Source organism: Pedobacter sp. AK017 (assembly GCF_014200825.1).
Classification (GTDB): Bacteria; Bacteroidota; Bacteroidia; order Sphingobacteriales; family Sphingobacteriaceae; genus Pedobacter; species Pedobacter heparinus.
This window is the reverse complement of sequence record NZ_JACHCW010000013.1, coordinates 162,688-180,759: the sequence shown is the minus strand read 5'-3', so window position 1 is coordinate 180,759 and position 18,072 is coordinate 162,688. Positions and strand designations below refer to the sequence as shown.

Below are 18,072 nucleotides of genomic sequence, written 5' to 3'. Positions count from 1 at the left end.
ACAGCAGTAAGGATTTCTGCATTATAGGCCTTGCTCAGCTGCCCTTTGCTGTAGGCAAACTTTTCATAGTCTATCGTGTAGTTTGGCCCAATGCCAGCAACCGCTTTTGCATAATTGTCTACAAAAGCTGCATTAAACGCAGTCTGCTTCTCCTTATGCGCATTCTGGTAACCGATCCTGATCAGCGGGGTCAACCGCCGCTGAAAATCAACTACTGTTTTAAACTTGGCCCGCATGTTTAACTGCGCCACCGTAGGTGGATTTTGTGAGGGGTGGGGAATGGCCGTAATCACGTTCTGCCCGTTTGTCCAGTGCCCTACCAGCGCACCGGTTTTTTTCTGGAAGCCACCAAAGGCTCCCCAAATTTGAATTCCCATGTTTTCTATTTTTTAATGGGTTCATTAACGTTTGCAACCTTTTTAGCTGTGGTTAGCAACGATAGCATCAGCCCGGCATCGTGCCAGTTTTTTTTAAAAGAACCTTGGCAGTTTTGTTAGCATCCTATCTACCGCCACGCGGAACTCCTTTGCCGTTCCCTGCCAGCTAAACCTTAGCTGCTCCTTAAACCAAAGCTCCAATGCCACTACCTCCTGTACAAACCTGCACTTTAAACTGTGTTCCAGGCCATCGGCACAACGTAAACAATAAGGATAGTTTTGTGCAGCTCCGGTATCAATGGCTACACTTAACAGTTTCATTTCACCTGCAAAGTGCAGTACTTCTATTAAATTAAAGAGTTTACAGGGTTTACCTGTATTTTTAAAAACCAGGCAAGCCTGCCTGTCTTTCATTTTGTAAATGCTAAGCAACAATTCATTATTGCACATCATCTTTAAACATTAATTTCAATTGAAAGTCCCATAATTTTGGCACCTTCGCTTTCAGGCATGTCATTCCTTAAAGCATTTTTTTGTGTGTGATGCTACCTGCCTACCTTCACTCCGGCAATTCCAGTGCATACCTGGTCAGGTATTGCCCTGCCACTGCATATAAGCTGTTTCCCAATACCTTAAAACTGCTTATGGGTACATCCTTATATTTGGGCAGGTAAAACGAATAACAGTAAACCTGTTTCTCCAGATCGTAAACATCTATTGCCGCACTTTTCCTGTACAAGGTCAGATCCTCACCTTTACCCATCAGCTTCGATTGTATAAACAAATATTTGCCCTGGTTTGAACAGTTCGCATTTACCATCAAGGTAGGCGAAGCAAAGGTGAATGATTTTTCAGCACGCAGCTGGTCTACCTTAAAGCGGGCCGAATCTACCGGGTCTATGGTCTTTATTTTCTTTACCAGGTTCAGGTTTGTGTCTATCAGCAAGATCTCGTTGCGGTAATGGTACACATAGGTCAGCATGTGCAGCTGCCGGTTATACCTCAGCATGCCGTCTGTACAAAACAGACCATCTACCTGCTTTTCAAATATCCCGGTATTGCTCATGCTTTCTCCGCTTCCTGTTACCTTGCGCAAACTATTCGCCCGGGTATCCGTGTCTATAAAACGGAAAACCATCGTTTGTGTGCCCAAGGGTTGCAGCTGTGCAAAGTATGGGGCTTTTATGTCATACACCGCTGTCTTCCAAACACCAATACTACCTTTCAGGATGCTGCGTTCCAATCCATTGTACAGGTAAAAAGAGCTGGAATCTACATAAGCCTTATAGCTGCCCTTTAACTTTACCTCCTGCCTGTTCAGTTCAAGGCGAATACTTACCGTATCCTTTAACAAAGGCCCAACCTTCAGCAAATGGCCTATGGCAGTTCCACTGGCCAGGTAAACGGAACTTCCAGCATCACCGGCAATGTAATAGGAATTGTATTTTAAGTCCAGTGTTTTATAACCTTTAACCACCCCAAGCAGCTTCCTTTTAAAGTTATAGGTAGCAGCGCTTTGTTTAACCGCATAGCGGATGGCAAAATACAGCACCGGCAGGGATGACAATACAGCAACAACGATCAGTAAGTAGATAAATTTTCTCATATAGGTTTCTTCTTGGGATAAATGGCCCGCTACAGCTTAAGCTGGCGGGCCATTTATGGCTGTCAACAACTAGTTCTGTCTGTACAATGCTACGGTACAAAAACCAGTCTCTTCATTCTGAATGAAGGCATCTCCCCCTGACCACAGTTGGCAGGCATTGGTAGTGTAGTTGACATCACAGGTGCCAGTTAAATTGCTCGGAGTGGCACATGCACCCTGGTCATTGTAAGGCGAACCCTGTAAAGTGGTTCCTGTTCGCTTTGCTGTTGCAAACACACTGCCTACGGCAACTATTGCCAACACAGTGAGAATTAAAAATGGTTTTTTCACTTTTTTAATTAAATTATAAGGTTAATGCCTACTCTCTTATATCCAGGTTTTTTGGCTTCCACCTGTTCAACGCGCATTGAATATTTTTAACACACCCCGTCATCCCGATGGAAGCGCAGCGACGAGGGATCTCTTGAACTATGCCTAAACAAGAGATTTCTCCCTAAGGGTCGAAATGACGTCGCGGTTCAGCATGACGGGTTGGTGTGTTAACAAACACACTCCGGGATCTGCTGCTATGCCAAACCCAAAACCGACCTTCCTGATGAAGCCCTAATCCCAGTCCTATCCAGCTTAACACCACAAAGCCCATGTTAAACAGCAGGTGCACATCCCAGCTCATCTGTTCCAAAACGCCACCACAATTGCAAACCGGCCTGTCAGTGAATTTCAAAATCACTATGATATACACAATGAACATCCACATCAAACCATAACTGGCCCAAAGGGCCGGCAACAAACTGCGCCTAAACGCCAAACCTATAGCAATCAAAACCTCAACACCAGGTACAAGCAGTGCAACCAGCAAGGTAAAATCTGAAAGTATGGGCGACTGCCCCAGCTGCACCTTAAACTTCTGAAAGTCATACAGCTTACTAAATGCTGCATATAAAAACAGCAGGATAAACAGATACCTGACTGCATCAAGCAGCATCAGGCAATAGTATCTTTTCCTATCTGCATTCATATTGTTCTGATTAAAATTTAAAACGGCTTTTTCTTGTTCTCTCATGGCATATTTTTCTGTTAACCAAAAATACGAGGTGCAAAAACCTTATGAAATACTTAATCTGTTGAGTTCTGGTGCTTACTTCGGTCAATTCAACTACATAAAAAGGCGTATTTTTCAAATTGCTTTTAGATACTCTACTTTCAAATCTCCGGCACAACATGAAAATGAATAAAAAAAACAAATTGCTTTTTTTTATTCATTCCCCTCTTTTCACATGTTAAGCCTATTTTTCATCTAAAACACTGAACATCAAGCAAGCAACAAATACATAAGCGACGCAAAATTTGTGGTTTGCAAAAAGAAATTATATATATTTAACACACATTAACAATAAACACTACTTATAATTAACGTATCATATTCTAAAAAAATTGAATCCGATTAAATTACATGCTCAGCAGCCTGTTAGCGAAGCGCTGGCGCTGATGGATAAGGATAAATACAAATCTTTACCGGTTTACCAAAACGACCGCATTATTGGCAGCCTTCATTACGACGAGCTCAACGCCTATCTGAATGAGGATAAAAAAGATGAAAAAATCTGTGCAAATAAACTGCAGATCAATCTGATTGCGGCAATGGATGGCATTGCCAGCATGAAACTTGAATATTACCATAATGCTTTGCGCGTAAAACATAAAAAAACAGCAGTTTTGCGCTTTACAGCTATAGCTGCAATTTTATTTATAATTACAGCCCTGGCCTGCTTCTTTTTAAAACCCTCGGTACCTTCCAATCCCGGCAATCTAATCGTAGCAGGTTTAAACAAGGTAGTGCTCACTTTTGCAGATGGTAAAAAGATTGCTCTTGATGAAACAAAGGGTGGCATCAGGCTAACAGAAAACAAACTCACCTATCAGGATGGAACCCCGATATCAGCAGCAGGTACCGCTGGTGTGGCAAGTGTGTCCACCTCTCATGGTGTAGTGTATCAGGTACAATTGCCCGATGGCACCAGGGTATGGTTAAATGCCACCTCCACCCTAAAGCTCCCGGCAAGCTTTACCAATACAGAAAAGCGCCTGGTCCAGTTAAGCGGAGAAGCATATTTCGAAGTAGCCAAGGTTAACTATGCCACAGCAAATGGTTTAAAACGCCTGCCATTCATTGTAGCCAGCATAGGCCAGGAAATAGAAGTTCTGGGCACACATTTTAATGTAAAGGCCTACCCAAATGAACCAGCAATTAAAACCACGCTACTGGAAGGACTGGTGCGCGTTAGCCCTTTAAGCGATATTAAAAGCTTAAAAGGGGCCGATCCATCCCTGGCCGACCCATTGATTCCAATCCAGGAACAGCAAGGTATAATGCTTAAACCAAATGAAGAGGCTGTTTTAAAAGGAAACAAAATAGCCGTTAACAAGGTGAACGCAAGCGAAGCCATCGCCTGGCGAACCGGCGATTATATCTACAGAAACACGCCACTAGAAAACGTGATGCTGGTTATTGCACGCTGGTATGATGTAGAAGTAATTTATCAGTCTAACCTCCATAAAAGAAATGAACTATTGGGTGGTGTAATGACAAAATCAGCTGATATGCAAGATATCCTGAAATCACTGGAGCTTACCGCAAAAGTCCGTTTCAAAGTGGATGGCAAACGGGTTACTGTAATGCAACAACAGCTTTAGGGCATTTACCATAATACTTTTTAAAAGCCTTGCTAAAATAGTAGGGTTCTTTATAACCACTCAATAAGGCCACTTCTTTCACAGGCTTATCGGTAGTTAAAAGCAGCTCTTGTGCATATTCCATCCGCAACTTAATCACCTGTTCGTGCAACGGTATCCCAAAGGCCATTTTGGCCAAACGGGCCAGGTTTCTTTCCGATACCATAAACCTTAGCGCAAGGGCGGGCAGGTTCTCTGCTGCTTCCGACCTGAAATTCTCCTTAATAAAAACTGTAATATCGGTAATCTTAGCACTATGGTGCTGCATGCTTGTATCACCATTTCTGAGTTTATTGTAGTAACTATGGATACACTGCGCTGTAAAAATATGATCACCATCTGTATTCGGATCATTGATGGTGGCATCCATTTTTTTTAACGATTTAAACAGGCTGTGTGCTATGCCAAGAGGGGCCAGGCTCAACTCCCTGCACCTGGCATCAAAAAATGAAGCGGTCAATGGTTTCAATTCCTTTAACTTGCTGCTTTTATAAATCAGCCAGTCGGCCCTGAAAGTGATCAGCATCACCTGGTTTGAACCTGCAGGCACCGTTTTCCTGTACCGGCCCGGCGGGCGGTAACACAAATAACAGCAGTTCCGGTTCAGATCTGCATGCATAAAAAAGGCAGGTTCAAATACCGAAAAATCGATATAAGTCTTTTCCGTAAAACAGTATTCAAACAGTTCAATATGCGCCAGGTAAAGGCTAACCGACTGTACCAATAACTGTCCTTCGGCGAGCATAATTTTTTGGGCAATGCCCGTTTGCAAGGGCAGGCTACTATAACCCGCCAAAGCATCCCATTTAACCTGTTCCGATGTAAGGGCTGCCAGATGAAGTTCAATTTGAGATTGCATAATTTTAATTCGTTTGGAAAAAGGTAAATTAATGCAACAACAGAAGTGCCTTATACAGTAAATTGTTTCTTAATTTTTAAACAGCCTATAGGTCGGCAAAAACAAATTTGTAAATTTGGCCTAACAACAAAATGTAACCATGTCTGTAAGTTTCGAATGCCTTTACTTTCTGGATAACCAGCAATTGTGTATTGTTGAAATCAAACTGAATAACGTTTTGTCAGCTACAGAAAAGAAAGACCATTACAAATGGCTGCTTATTAATAAACGCACAATGGATGTAAAGGAAATGCGATTCAACGCTATGGATTCAACAGCACAAATTGAAGAGCGTTTTTTCGACCTGGGCTATTTAAAATTTGATGCCCAAAAAGGCGTATACATCTCTAAAGATCCAAAAGAGCAATATCAGCTGGAGAAAGCGAATTGCGAAACTGTGCCAGAGATGATTGCGGATGCGATAGCAGCTTATTTAGATAAAACAGCAAGCATCATCTTTGATCACTTAAAATTATACAAATCCACACCCTTCCAAACAACATAGCCCAGCTTCGCACACCTCCTGCCAACAACATCCGTAACATGCTCCGGCACATCATTTACCACCATCCACCTAATTGCATAATTGCTATTATAACTTAAATAAACAACCAGCTCATCACACACCCTTTCATCCTGCAGCACTTTTTCTAAATAAGCCTGTAATTCCTGGGCAAAACGTTCCAACCTTTTGGTCATTACCCCTGTAAGCATAGCTTCAGCCTTAGTTTCAAAATCTACAATTGCGAGGACGGTAACAGTAATCATTTAATCAGCTTATAAAATAAATATCGCAGAAATTTAGCAAAATCCCAAGCTGGTTTCTACCAAACGCGTGTATTATCGACAAACGTAATCATATAGCCTACAAAAACATCCCATTCCTCCAGGCAAATTGAATTGTATGGGTAATTATCCTGGAGAACCTTTATTTTCGCCCCAAATTACATTCTAAAAACCACCCTCCCCTACCTATTTAACCATATTATATTTCAGCATATCGCCAAAAACCGCAAAATTAGCTGAATTTCTGCCAAAGCAAGCTTTATAATTATCATCACTGTAGCTTTGAAACAGAAGTTGAACAACTATTAGGAAGAACTATACCTATGGGAACGGAAGAATATTTATTGCAAAAAAGTAAGGCCGAAGGCGTTGAGATTGGCGAGGTTAAAGGCGAACACAAAAAAGCAGTTGAAATGGCTCACAAGCTTATTGCAAAGGGCATGCCCATCAATGAGATTTCGGAATTAACCGGCCTCTCCATAAAAGAAATCCAATCCCTTTAAAAAAAGTGCCAAAATAACCCTGCGGGGATTAAACATAGCACCATCCGATTGCTAAGCAGGGTACTCCGGCACTTTATAGTAAGTTACTAAAAATTTTCTTATTATTCTTAGATAACGACCTGGCCCCAAAACTTATACCCGGCAACACATCCATGCTGCCGGGCATAAAAACCAAATGAGCTCACTAAATGAGCAAAATGAACAAACGGACTGATTACACACAACCCTTATACAAGGAGTCTTATTCAATCTCAACCGCAAAAATCATTAAAGTCTGCATTAAAAAGATACATATTGGCAACTTCCGTAAAATAACCTGTCAATTAAGCATTATGCCAAATCATATTTCGAAATGAAGGTTTTAGGTACGGCACACTCCCAATAAAATTCCAGTCTCATCAACCCATTTCTACATTTATACATATTGAGGAAGGCCGCTATGAAATCACGGACAGGCGTCAGGAATATAATTTTATTGTGCAGCACAAAAAACAGCAGCCAACCAACCCAAATTACATTCTAAAAACTACCCTCCCCTACCTATTTAACCTTTAACCATATTATATTTCAGCATATCGCCAAAAACCGCAAAATTAGCTGAATTTCTGCCAAAGCAAGCTTTACAATTATCATCACTGTAGCTTTGCTGAACCTAAACCAGCAAAAATGCCAGAAGAGCCGTGTATAACTGTACTACCTAAACAAAAGAGGAAAGCCAGAAGAAAGCCACGCCGGAGAGATGATTTTTTATGGAAAGCCATTTTTGAGGACATATCCGAAGATTTCATCAGGTTTTTCTTCCCGGATGCAGATACACTGTTTGATATGGAGAAGAAATTCGAGTACCTGGACAAAGAATTTGATTCCTTTTTCCCCAATGAAGAAGATGGTACCGGGCGTGTACGCTACGTTGATAAACTGGTTAAGGTTTTCCTGAAAGATGGAGCTGAAAATGGATTTCCATCCATATAGAAGTACAAAATCAAAAAGGTAAAGAAGATTTCAGCACAAGAATGCTCCGCTACTGGTACCTGATGAAAGACAAGTACAATGTATCTATAACAGCGCTGGCCATTTTAACAAGCAGTAATAAAAAATTCAGGCCCAAGCCTTATGTAGAAGAATATTTAGGGACCAAACTCAGCTACGAATACAATATTTATAAAATATTGGATCAGGATGGAGCAGCGCTAAAAGCAAACCCTAATCCCTTTGCCATTGTTATCCTGGTAGCCCTGGCGGCCATCAAAAATCAAAATGCAGATGATCTGGACCTAAAGGCAATCAAACATGAATTGAACTTTGAACTGACCAGAAGGAACATAGATAATGCTAAACATAAAGGCATTATGAATTTTATTAAATACTATGTACAATTTAAAAGTAAGAAAATGATGAGTATCTTTGAAACAGAAGTTGAACAACTATTAGGAAGAACTATACCTATGGGAACGGAAGAATATCTATTGCAAAAAAATAAAGCCGAAGGCGAAGCTAAAGGCGAACACAAAAAAGCCGTTGTTATAGCTCGTAAAATGTTAGCGGATAACGAGCCCATTGAGAAGATTTCGAAATATACCGGCCTCTCCATAAAAGAGATCCAATCCCTTTAAAAATTGCCAAAATAACCCTGCGGGATTAAAACATAGCACCATCCGATTGCTAAGCAGGGTACTCCGGCACTTTATAGTAAGTTACTAAAAATTTCCGTTATTTACTCCCCCATCCTTTTCAAATAAACATTCGTCCTTAAACACCCATCCTACACCTACAAACAACTGCTTGCCATTGGCAAACCAGGGCATAACAACAATCAGAAAACAACCAAAAAACAATTACTAAATTAAATAGCAATTTTCACTTAAATTATTTGGCAAATACATAATTATTTCCTATATTTACATATAACAATTAACCATATAGATATTGATTAAATTAAACAGAAAAACAACATAATGCTTCTAAAATGAAGTATTAATCAAGAGTCTCGACTTCCAAATTCTCACAATTCAAGGGAAGAGACAATAGATTAATGCCCATAACGAATATTTTGCATACCTTTAGGGGTGCACTATAGCGTTATGGGCTCTATTGTAAATCCGTTCCCAAGGCCGTGAGAAGCCTGGAAGTGCGGTATTTAGAGCCCGCTATAGTGCATCCATTTTTTGTGCACCGGCACTAGCTACCAGAGGCTCATATTTTAAATTGCAAAAACAATTAACAAATATGAGAAATGCCAACCAAGCCAACCAAAACCGTTCCTTCTTACTCATTATCTGTCCACCAGATTAGCGGGGCCTGCCCAATCACACCCTGTTTTTCCGAATTAATCAATTAACTAACAAACCTATTCTCACATGTTTAAAACGACAAAACTCATCGTCCTGGCCGCGCTTTGCCTAAATTTCAGCCTCAAAGCCAATGCCCAGGCAATCAAACAAAAGCCAAGCATAATCCAGCCCATCAAAATTGGCGATAAAATTCCCGATACTTTATGGAACAAGGATTTTACAGTCATCAACCATCCTCAAAACAAGCCAACGCTTAAACTTAAAGATTACGGCAACAAACTCATCATTCTCGATTTCTGGGCAACCTACTGCCATCCCTGCGTAGAATCGCTCGATTACCTGCATTCCATAAAAGATGAGTTTAAAGATCAGCTGGTAGTAATACCTGTGCAGGTTTATGACCGTGCAGCAAAAGGCATCCCTTTCATGCAAAAGAAAGGCTGGATCTGGCCTTCCATAACCGGCGATACCTTACTCAATAAAGTAATGCTGCTCCGGTATTTAACCGGATATGGTATAGCCTGGATTAAGGATGGCAAGCTACTGGCAGTGCCCAGCAAAAAACAGTTCAATGCCGAAACCATCCGCAAAATAATACAGGGTGAGCCTGTAGAGTTCATTAACCGAAAAGGAAAAAACCAATAACCAAACCAGCTATGTACAAATATATCATTGTGTTGTTGCTTGCCACTACAACCGGCAAGGGCTATGCCCAGCACATTCCAAAACAAAAACCTTTAAAGCAAGACAGCAGCAAGCTCCAAAAAGATACCATTAAGCTTAAAGAAGTCGTCATCAACACCGGCTATTACCAAACCCCTAAAGAACGGGCCACCGGTTCTTTCGACCATATCGATAACCTGCTGATCAACCGCAGCACCGGCAGCAACATCATTTCCCGTCTCGAGGGTATCAGCAGCAGCCTGCACTTCGACAGGAGAAGCAATACCAGGGAAACCGTCAATGCCCCATCACTTCGTGTACGCGGCCTCAGCACCATCAATTCTAACGAAGCCCCGCTCATTGTCGTCGATAATTTCCCTTACGAAGGCGATATCAACAACATCAATCCCAATGATGTAGAAAGTGTTACCATCCTTAAAGATGCTGCAGCAGCAAGCATCTGGGGTGCCCGGGCAGGCAACGGCGTTATCGTCATCACCACCAAACAGGGCAAATACCACCAAAAAAACAGCATCAATATCAACAGCAATGTCACCATCGGCAATAAGCCCAATCTGTATTACAACCAGCGCTGGTTACCATCCCAAACTGTAATGGGCTTTGAAAAAGAACTGTTCGATAAAAACACCTATGCCCAGCTTCCCGAAACCCCATTACCAGCTTATGTAGAACTGCTCTTCAAAAAGAAAGCCGGTACCATTAGCGATGCCGATTTCAACACGCAGGAAACGCTTATGAAAAATACAGATAGCCGTACCGAAGCCCTCAAATCCCTTTACCAGCAAAGCATCAACCGGCAATATGCCCTCAGCATAAATGGTGGCGAGAAAACCTATCGTTATTACCTATCCCTCGGTTATGACCAAAACCGGGCATACCTTATCGGCAATCAGGGTAAGCGCCTCAACCTTAACCTGCAAAATACCTTCAAACCACTGCAAAACCTCGAAATCAATGGGGCAGTAATTTACACCAGGCAAAACAATCAAAACAACGGGCTTACCTTAAGCAGCTTTACCAACCGCTCCCCTTCCGGCATTTCCCCTTACACCCGCTTTGAAGATGAAAACGGGAATGCCCTTGCCATTCCATATCAGCTAAGGCAGGCCTACGTAGATCTGGCCCCCGCCAGTAAACTGCTGGATTGGAATTATCGCCCACTGGATGAAATCCGATTGTCAGATAAAACCTTTGGCAGTACAGAACTCCGCTTAAACGGAGGCCTTAAATACAGTTTCTTTAAACACTTTAACGCCAACCTTACTTACCAATACATTCAAAACAATGGCTTTGGCCAAAGCTATTACCCTAAAGAAAGCTATTATGTACGCAACCTGGTTAACCGTTTTACGCAAACCGATGGCACACAGATCATCCCATACAACGCTATCCTTAGCGGCAATGGCAAGGCCGAAACCCTCACACATTCGGGCCGTCTGCAATTGAGCTACCAGCAGGAGTTCCAAAACCTTCATCAGGTTACGGCACTTGCCGGTACCGAAATCCGCCAGCATACAGAAAATTACTTGCCAGGCTTTACCTTGTACAATTACGATCCGGAAGTACTTACCGGAACAACCCTGTTCGATTATACCAAAAAGTACCCGCAAAGGCCTGCCGGTAGTGCTTCCATTCCGCAGCCCCCTTACCAGCTTAGCGAATATGCAGACCGGTACCTGTCTTACTTCTCCAATGTAGCCTATACCTACAATAAAAAATACACGATATCCGGTAGTTTACGCTGGGATGGTTCTAACCTGTTTGGGGTAAAAACCAACCAGAAAGGTGTGCCCCTTTGGTCGGCAGGCACCAGCTGGGAAATCAGCAAAGAACCTTTTTACACCCTCCATAACCTCCTGCCCTACCTGCGCTTAAGGGCCACTTACGGAAGTGCGGGCAATGTAAACAAAACCGTAACCACCTATCCGGTTATCAGTTATACCAGCAATACGCAAACCGGCCTGCCCGAAACCACCATCCGCAGTGCGGGCAACCCGGCCTTACGCTGGGAACTGGTCAAAACCCTTAACCTGGGCCTTGATGCAGGCAGCAAAAACGAGCGCATCAGGGGCAGCATTGAATATTATGTCAAAAAAGCAAGCGACCTGATTGGCGAAAAATTCATGGCACCCTCTACGGGTATCATCCCCGGCATCAGTCTGCTCATTGTTAACCAGGTCAATTACGCCAACATGCGCACAAAAGGGGTAGATGTACAGCTCAGTACCCAAAACCTTACCGGCAAGCTCAAATGGGAAAGCAATTTTCTGTTCAGCCATGTCAAAAACACCATTACCAATTACAGTGGCAATACCGCGCTACCTACCAGTTTTTACTTCAATACTACAGCACCACTGCAAACCGGTAAATCAAGGGATGTGATCTACTGGATGCCCTGGGCAGGCCTAAACCCGCAAACGGGAAAGCCGCTAATCCCCGGTCAGGAACCTGTCCTGGTAGAAAACTACCGCGCTTATTTAGACAATTACCAGCCCAACCAACTCCTTAGCGGTTTAACCGTACCGCCCTATTTTGGCTCTATCCGCAATACCATCAGCTACAAAAACCTGCAGCTGGGTGCCGTAGTATCTTTTAAAGCAGGTTATTTATTCCGAAGAGAGACTTTCTATCCCGGCCAGGAATACATAGATCCGCCAAACTACCATGCCGATTACTTTAAACGCTGGAAACAGCCAGGCGATGAACAACAGACCGATGTACCTGTGGCTGGCCCGGCAGATACCTATTTAGGTCAGCTTTATGGCAGTTCGGCAGCGCTGATCAGCAAAGGCGATCATATCCGTTTGCAGGACATCAACCTGAGCTACACCTTGGCCAACCCAAAGATCAAATTTTATGCCTATGCACGTGATCTGGGTATTTTATGGCGGGCCAACAAACAGGGCCTGGACCCTGATATGCCAACTGCAGCCTATCCCAGCCCCACAAGTTATGCACTCGGTTTAGCCATCGCATTTTAACCCTAACAACGAACAACATGAACATAAAAACCATATTACCACTGGCATTAGGCCTCATTATAACCTTATCGGCCTGTAAAGAAAGCTTCCTTGAACTAAAGCAAAACAAAAGCCTGGTTATCCCTACAACACTAAAAGATTACCAGGGCTTAATGGACAATACTGCCGTAATGAATGGCCCCTCTGGCCATACCCTGGGCATAATAGGTGCCGACGAATATTTCCTTACTGATGCCATCTATAACGCTTTGCCCCAACCACATTTAAAAACCATTTACAGCTGGGACAAAGACCCTTACCCCAATACCGAAGTAGACGACTGGAATTACAACTACTGGCATATCCTGTATGCCAATACCGCCCTTTCAGGAGCAGAAAAGCTCAAAAACAGCAGTGATGTTGAAGCCCTAAACAACCTGAAAGGCTGCGCCCTTTTTCACCGCGGGCTTAACTTTTACCAGCTGGCCCAAACCTTTTGCAAGCCTTATCATGCCACAACCGCAAGCACAGATCCGGGTATCCCGCTACGGCTGGAAGAAGACATCAACCTTACCGTGGGGAGGGGCACTTTACAGCAAAGCTATCACCAGATCATCAGCGATCTGGAAAAGGCTGCAGCATTGTTACCGGCAAACCCAATAGTCAAATTCCGGCCCGGCAAAGCTGCAGCTTATGCCATGCTCGCCAAAACTTATTTACAGATGGGTGAATATGAAAAAGTATTGGAGCAGGCTAATAAATACCTCAACATCAAATCAGAACTATTGGATTTCAATACCGTAGATCTTAGCCCACGTTATCCATTTACAGATTTCAATACCAATGTCGAGGTTATTTTCGTGCTATCCCCACTCAATAACGCAGTTACAGGCACCACAAGGGTTAATATCCTGCCCGCACTGATAAACAGCTATGCTGCAAACGACCTGCGTAAACAGGCTTACTTCCTCAACAATACCGATGGTCGTGTCATCTTTAAAGGTTCTTACCGGGCCAGTGGCGGATTTTTTACAGGTATCGCAACAGATGAGCTATACCTGATCAGGGCCGAATGCTTTGCAAGAACAAATCAAACAGAAAAGGCTTTGCAAGACCTGAACACCTTGCGCAAAAACCGCTACGCCAAAGCCAGCTATGCTGATGTTAGGGCAGCAGATGCAAATGCAGCTTTAAAACTGGTGATAGCCGAACGCCGTAAAGAACTCCTGTTCCGTGGCACCCGCTGGGAAGATCTGCGCAGGTTAAATCAGGAAGCAGAGTTTGCCATTACTTTAACCCGAACAATAAACGGCATTACCAGCATGCTAGCGCCTAACGATAACCGCTATACCTGGCCTGTACCAGATAAAGAAATCACCTTAAGCAACTTAATTCAAAACTGATATGAAAATCCTAATTACCTTACTAATCACTACGCTCTCACTCTCCTTTAACGCCAAAGCACAAAGCAATTTGGCTTATAACAATTGCGAGCTGAAGCCCATTGCAATAGGCGAAAAAATCCCCGATCAAATATGGAACAGGAATTTCGCAATTATTAACCATCCCAATCCTATAAGTTTTATGAAACTTAGCCAGTTTGGCAACAAACTCATTATTCTTGATCTTTGGGCCACAAATTGTCACCCCTGCATCGAAAGCCTTGATCTGATGGATTCCTTAAGTAAAAGTTTTAAAGATGACCTGGTAGTTATTCCGGTACTGATGAACGACAGGATAGAAAAAGCCCATCCTTTTATGATAAAAAAAGGCTATAAATGGCCGTGTATTGTAGGTGATACCACCATTGGATTAGACATGATGAAAAACTATTCATTTAGTGGTGGCACCATCTGGATTAAAGATGGCAAACTGCTTGCAGCACCACTTAAGCAATCTGTAACAGCCGAGAACATTCGTAAGGCTATTAATGGCGAACCAATTAATTTTGCACTTCGTAAGCTGCTCAGAAAAAAAATAGCCGAAAAAGAGCTTAAACCCTAAAAAACAAAACAGGCAGCCATCCAGCCGCCTGTTTTGTAACTACTTATTACCTATAAAAACTTCTTATTCAGGCTGTCTTGCCGTAGCCGAAACACTTACATTTACATTATCTACATCAGCAACAGTTGCCGGAATTGTAGAAGCTGTATCTTCAAAATCCAGGTACACAAAGCATTTATTACCTGTGTTCAAGGTCTGTGCACAACCATCCTCATTTTCTACAAGTGGCGCAGTTTGGGGTGTTGTGCTAATAATTGACTGGTTTGCCGCTACCTCCGGAAATAAAGGATTGGTTATGCTAATCTCATACCAGCCATCAGCTGGCGGAGTTAATGTTGTAAAAGCACTTTGCGTAGTAAAAATAACACCACAAACAAGGATTACAGCTAATCCAAAAACATTGATTTTTTTTAATAAATTTTTCATAAAACTTAGTTTTTAACAATTGTCTTGCTGCACATATACCAGCACTTCATACCAGCAGCATATTTCTCTAATTTGCTTATCGCAGGGCAAGCGCTTAACCCTGCTATCGGGTTAATTGAGGCCAGTACCCTCCTTTCCATTTACAACATGAAACCATCTGTTAATTGGCTTCCATTGCTTTTCAAGGGCAATACCCAATGCTGCCACAACAATGAAAAAGAAATTAAGCCCCAGGTGCTGCCAGTAGTTCAGCCATTCTATAACACCACCACACGCACAAGGCTTTTTGCCAAATATGCCACTCATGGCAACCGCAATATAAATCGTAAAAACGATCAGTACTATCAGTGTGGCATATAGCCCCTTCAGGCGGGTGCTTTTAATCAGCAGCAGCAATACCAGCAGCAATTCAGTTACCGGCAACAGCCAGGTCAATACTTCAGCAATATCCCTCGCAAACAGCTGTTTATACATTTCATACCTGCTTTGTTCGTAATGCATCAGCTTGGTCACCGCAGCATAAAAAAATAACAAGGCTAAACTGGCCGTAATCAAGGTTATCAGGGTTTCTTTCTTCATAACCCAAAGGTCTGCAGCAATCCGCTGCAGATCAATAATCAATCGGTATACACTGTATACACCTTTCAGATATATTTATGTCAAAAGTACTATTTGTCGGTTTCGCTGCCCTGCTGCATCAGGTAAATCAGGCTGGCCCGGTTGTTTGTATTGGTTTTAAAAAAGATATTCTGTATATGCTTTTTAACCGTTGATTCCGATATGCAGGTCCTGTCACCAATCATCTTATTGCTTAGCCCCAGGTACAACAATTCTATAATGGTAATTTCTGTTTTGGTTAATCTGTAATGCAGGCAGTTTTCCTTAAAAATACCTGGGCGGTTACGTTCAAAAAACACCTGCTTATACCAGTTAAACTGCAGGCGTTTCCGCAACAGCATTTTACGCATCAGCATGGTCAAAATAATCACAAAAAATACATTGGTCAAAAAAAGAACTATAAAAAATGCAGCTATGTGCATTTCGGCGTCAATTGTGTTCATAAGAAGAATGTTAAGTTAGATGTATAAAATTAACACCAACTTTACATACCTGCAATTGACAAATGTTAAGCAAAAGCAGCCTTTCTTAACACAATCGGTAGTATATTTTCCCATCAGCCGATTCCATTTTCAGTGCAGTACACAGATACTACCGTCTTTTCTTTCCAGATTATTTCATAAGATTTCTCTTGCGGTTGTAATACAACAGGTAGCCCTTTTTTTGTTCAGGATTCAAATACGATCTGGAAACGAGTTCCTCCACTGATGGCTGTCGTTCCAAAAATGGAGCAAGCAATAAGTCAATCCTGTTTTTCTGAATACCAATACGATTAGCAAATTCAATAAAGTCCAATCCCGAAGGCGCCCCTCCCTTTTTCTTCCACTTCCATGACTGGAAACCATCTGCAAAAAGTCCCCCATCCAGTGCAAAATGCGGATCATCCACATGCAAGCGCGTATTCAGCAGATCATAAGCCGGACTCAACACAAAATCGCCCGAAGCCGTTTCCAGCAGCGCAAAATTCTTTAAATGCGCATCCCCGTTAGAAAAAAGATAATTGAAAACCACCAGCTTAAAAAACTTCTCCATCTCTACCCTCCAGGAAGACACAAATTCCCTGATCAGACCCGCCAACTGCTCATAATTATAATGGTACTTGAAATCAACCCCATCTGTATCCTTAGACTTACCCGCCAGACTGGCAAAATCCTCCTTCCGGTATTTACCACCGTCCGGCCTGACATCAAACCTTAACGTGATATAAGCAGGCGCCCCATCCTTAAAAAAGATCAGCGCATTTTCAGCAGTAGGAATACCATATACCTGCCTGGCAATCTGCATGGTCAGGTGCTCATTAGCCGGAACCTGATCCACATGCTTGATATCCCGGGGAATAGGTTTTAAAATATAAGTCCCCTGCTCCCCCTCCAAAGTAAGCCGGAGCTTATTTTTTTCCATCAACAAAGACATCTTCTCCTGAACCCCGGATATCGAAATCCTTTTCCGGTTTTCAATAAACTGCTCCATATCCTTCCCCTGCTTATCCGGGGAAGAATAAGGCAATATATGGCTCACCTTCTTCCCGGAAAACACCCTGCGCAAAGCCAAAGGACTATAAGTATCAAAACCCACTGCCAATGTCCCTGGGCAATTATTTATTTCTGGTAAGCTCATCATTTTTCAATGGTTTAACTGTAACCGCACCTATGGTATCACTCCCGGTTGTCGCCAGTAACAATCCGAAAGCATCCTCCTTATCAATCCTAAGCTGCCTGCTTTGAAGTTCCTTATTTACCCCCTCAGCCAGCATATTAAAAAAGAAAGGAAACAAATAAGCAGACCTGTACTCCTGTTTTGATTTCGGTAAAGTCAGGCTTACTGCTGGAGCAGCAGGATCATCAAAATACTCCTGGTCATACTGAAAAACATACATCTTACGGCTTGCCTCCGTCAGTGTACCAGCCAACCTACTATTCAGAAATACCTGACCCGAACGCATAACCTAATTTATTTAAACCCTTAATCTCCAATTTCAGCTCCATCCCCAAAACATCCCCAATCTTTTGCAAAACATCCAGCGTAGGATTAGCCTCCCCACGCTCAATCTTAGAAATCGTATTTAGACTAACGTCAGCAAGATCGGCAACATAAGACTGTGACAACTTAAGTTCCTTCCTACGCATTCTAATAGATTCTCCCAAAGAAATTAACATTATAATGTGATTTTCATATAAAAATATACA

At 42.5% G+C, this 18,072-nt stretch carries 22 protein-coding genes; 9 read left to right on the top strand and 13 right to left on the bottom strand.

The window, feature by feature from the left end; translation table 11 throughout:
* The 5 genes from HDC92_RS18620 to HDC92_RS18600 all read right to left on the bottom strand — a co-directional run.
* Nucleotides 1–377 (bottom strand): DUF6266 family protein (locus tag HDC92_RS18620; RefSeq protein WP_221270981.1); only part of this gene is annotated, 377 nt, incomplete at its 3' end.
* Nucleotides 378–470: 93 nt separating this feature from the next.
* Nucleotides 471–830 (bottom strand): hypothetical protein, encoded by a 360-nt coding sequence (locus HDC92_RS18615; protein WP_255484591.1) that lies wholly within the window; start codon nucleotides 828–830, stop codon nucleotides 471–473.
* A gap of 106 nt (nucleotides 831–936) precedes the next feature.
* Nucleotides 937–1,983, bottom strand: coding sequence for a hypothetical protein (locus tag HDC92_RS18610; protein ID WP_183876630.1), 1,047 nt, complete (start codon nucleotides 1,981–1,983; stop codon nucleotides 937–939).
* A 69-nt stretch (nucleotides 1,984–2,052) separates the two neighbouring features.
* Nucleotides 2,053–2,283, bottom strand: coding sequence for a hypothetical protein (locus HDC92_RS18605; protein WP_221270980.1), 231 nt, complete (start codon nucleotides 2,281–2,283; stop codon nucleotides 2,053–2,055).
* Between the two features lie 193 nt (nucleotides 2,284–2,476).
* Nucleotides 2,477–3,046 (bottom strand): MauE/DoxX family redox-associated membrane protein, encoded by a 570-nt coding sequence (locus HDC92_RS18600; RefSeq protein ID WP_255484590.1) that lies wholly within the window; start codon nucleotides 3,044–3,046, stop codon nucleotides 2,477–2,479.
* A 371-nt stretch (nucleotides 3,047–3,417) separates the two neighbouring features.
* Between HDC92_RS18600 and HDC92_RS18595 the strand changes: the two genes are divergently transcribed.
* Complete coding sequence (locus tag HDC92_RS18595; RefSeq protein WP_183876628.1) at nucleotides 3,418–4,677, top strand: FecR domain-containing protein; 1,260 nt, start codon at nucleotides 3,418–3,420, stop codon at nucleotides 4,675–4,677.
* On the opposite strand, the gene HDC92_RS18590 is transcribed toward HDC92_RS18595, so the two are convergent.
* The gene (locus tag HDC92_RS18590; protein ID WP_183876627.1) at nucleotides 4,652–5,575 is read right to left on the bottom strand and encodes a helix-turn-helix transcriptional regulator; all 924 of its coding nucleotides are present in this window, start codon (nucleotides 5,573–5,575) and stop codon (nucleotides 4,652–4,654) included. The genes HDC92_RS18595 and HDC92_RS18590 overlap by 26 nt on opposite strands.
* Before the next feature lie 139 nt (nucleotides 5,576–5,714).
* Here HDC92_RS18590 and HDC92_RS18585 point away from each other — a divergent pair, with 139 nt between their 5' ends.
* Nucleotides 5,715–6,119, top strand: a complete 405-nt coding sequence (locus tag HDC92_RS18585) for a hypothetical protein (protein ID WP_183876626.1) — start codon at nucleotides 5,715–5,717, stop codon at nucleotides 6,117–6,119.
* On the opposite strand, the gene HDC92_RS18580 is transcribed toward HDC92_RS18585, so the two are convergent.
* A complete protein-coding gene (locus HDC92_RS18580; RefSeq protein WP_183876625.1) occupies nucleotides 6,077–6,382 on the bottom strand; it encodes a hypothetical protein in 306 nt (101 codons plus the stop codon). The genes HDC92_RS18585 and HDC92_RS18580 overlap by 43 nt on opposite strands.
* A gap of 341 nt (nucleotides 6,383–6,723) precedes the next feature.
* On the opposite strand from HDC92_RS18580, the gene HDC92_RS18575 reads away from it, so the two are divergent.
* The 7 genes from HDC92_RS18575 to HDC92_RS18545 all read left to right on the top strand — a co-directional run bounded on the left by HDC92_RS18575 (nucleotide 6,724) and on the right by HDC92_RS18545 (nucleotide 14,842).
* A complete protein-coding gene (locus tag HDC92_RS18575; RefSeq protein WP_183876624.1) occupies nucleotides 6,724–6,903 on the top strand; it encodes a hypothetical protein in 180 nt (59 codons plus the stop codon).
* Nucleotides 6,904–7,569: 666 nt separating this feature from the next.
* A complete protein-coding gene (locus HDC92_RS18570) occupies nucleotides 7,570–7,875 on the top strand; it encodes a hypothetical protein (RefSeq protein WP_183876623.1) in 306 nt (101 codons plus the stop codon).
* Nucleotides 7,876–7,916: 41 nt separating this feature from the next.
* Complete coding sequence (locus tag HDC92_RS18565) at nucleotides 7,917–8,516, top strand: hypothetical protein (RefSeq protein ID WP_183876622.1); 600 nt, start codon at nucleotides 7,917–7,919, stop codon at nucleotides 8,514–8,516.
* A gap of 744 nt (nucleotides 8,517–9,260) precedes the next feature.
* Nucleotides 9,261–9,839, top strand: coding sequence for a TlpA disulfide reductase family protein (locus tag HDC92_RS18560; RefSeq protein WP_183876621.1), 579 nt, complete (start codon nucleotides 9,261–9,263; stop codon nucleotides 9,837–9,839).
* 11 nt (nucleotides 9,840–9,850) lie between these two features.
* A complete protein-coding gene (locus HDC92_RS18555) occupies nucleotides 9,851–12,859 on the top strand; it encodes a SusC/RagA family TonB-linked outer membrane protein (protein WP_183876620.1) in 3,009 nt (1,002 codons plus the stop codon).
* 17 nt (nucleotides 12,860–12,876) lie between these two features.
* Nucleotides 12,877–14,241, top strand: a complete 1,365-nt coding sequence (locus HDC92_RS18550; RefSeq protein ID WP_183876619.1) for a RagB/SusD family nutrient uptake outer membrane protein — start codon at nucleotides 12,877–12,879, stop codon at nucleotides 14,239–14,241.
* Nucleotide 14,242: 1 nt separating this feature from the next.
* Nucleotides 14,243–14,842, top strand: coding sequence for a TlpA family protein disulfide reductase (locus HDC92_RS18545; protein WP_183876618.1), 600 nt, complete (start codon nucleotides 14,243–14,245; stop codon nucleotides 14,840–14,842).
* Between the two features lie 63 nt (nucleotides 14,843–14,905).
* On the opposite strand, the gene HDC92_RS18540 is transcribed toward HDC92_RS18545, so the two are convergent.
* The 6 genes from HDC92_RS18540 to HDC92_RS18515 all read right to left on the bottom strand — a co-directional run bounded on the left by HDC92_RS18540 (nucleotide 14,906) and on the right by HDC92_RS18515 (nucleotide 18,042).
* On the bottom strand, nucleotides 14,906–15,268 hold the full coding sequence (locus tag HDC92_RS18540) for a hypothetical protein (RefSeq protein ID WP_183876617.1): 363 nt from the start codon (nucleotides 15,266–15,268) through the stop codon (nucleotides 14,906–14,908).
* A gap of 111 nt (nucleotides 15,269–15,379) precedes the next feature.
* Nucleotides 15,380–15,847: a MauE/DoxX family redox-associated membrane protein gene (locus HDC92_RS18535; RefSeq protein WP_183876616.1), complete on the bottom strand. Its 468-nt coding sequence runs from the start codon at nucleotides 15,845–15,847 to the stop codon at nucleotides 15,380–15,382.
* Between the two features lie 89 nt (nucleotides 15,848–15,936).
* Nucleotides 15,937–16,329 carry a helix-turn-helix transcriptional regulator gene (locus tag HDC92_RS18530; protein ID WP_183876615.1) on the bottom strand — a complete coding sequence of 131 codons (393 nt, stop codon included), beginning with the start codon at nucleotides 16,327–16,329 and terminating at the stop codon, nucleotides 15,937–15,939.
* Between the two features lie 169 nt (nucleotides 16,330–16,498).
* Nucleotides 16,499–17,506 (bottom strand): type II toxin-antitoxin system HipA family toxin, encoded by a 1,008-nt coding sequence (locus tag HDC92_RS18525; protein WP_255484589.1) that lies wholly within the window; start codon nucleotides 17,504–17,506, stop codon nucleotides 16,499–16,501.
* Nucleotides 17,481–17,828 carry a HipA N-terminal domain-containing protein gene (locus tag HDC92_RS18520; protein WP_183876614.1) on the bottom strand — a complete coding sequence of 116 codons (348 nt, stop codon included), beginning with the start codon at nucleotides 17,826–17,828 and terminating at the stop codon, nucleotides 17,481–17,483. The genes HDC92_RS18525 and HDC92_RS18520 overlap by 26 nt, the downstream gene beginning before the upstream one ends.
* A complete protein-coding gene (locus tag HDC92_RS18515; protein ID WP_183876613.1) occupies nucleotides 17,800–18,042 on the bottom strand; it encodes a helix-turn-helix domain-containing protein in 243 nt (80 codons plus the stop codon). The genes HDC92_RS18520 and HDC92_RS18515 overlap by 29 nt, the downstream gene beginning before the upstream one ends.
* Nucleotides 18,043–18,072 lie beyond the last annotated feature (30 nt).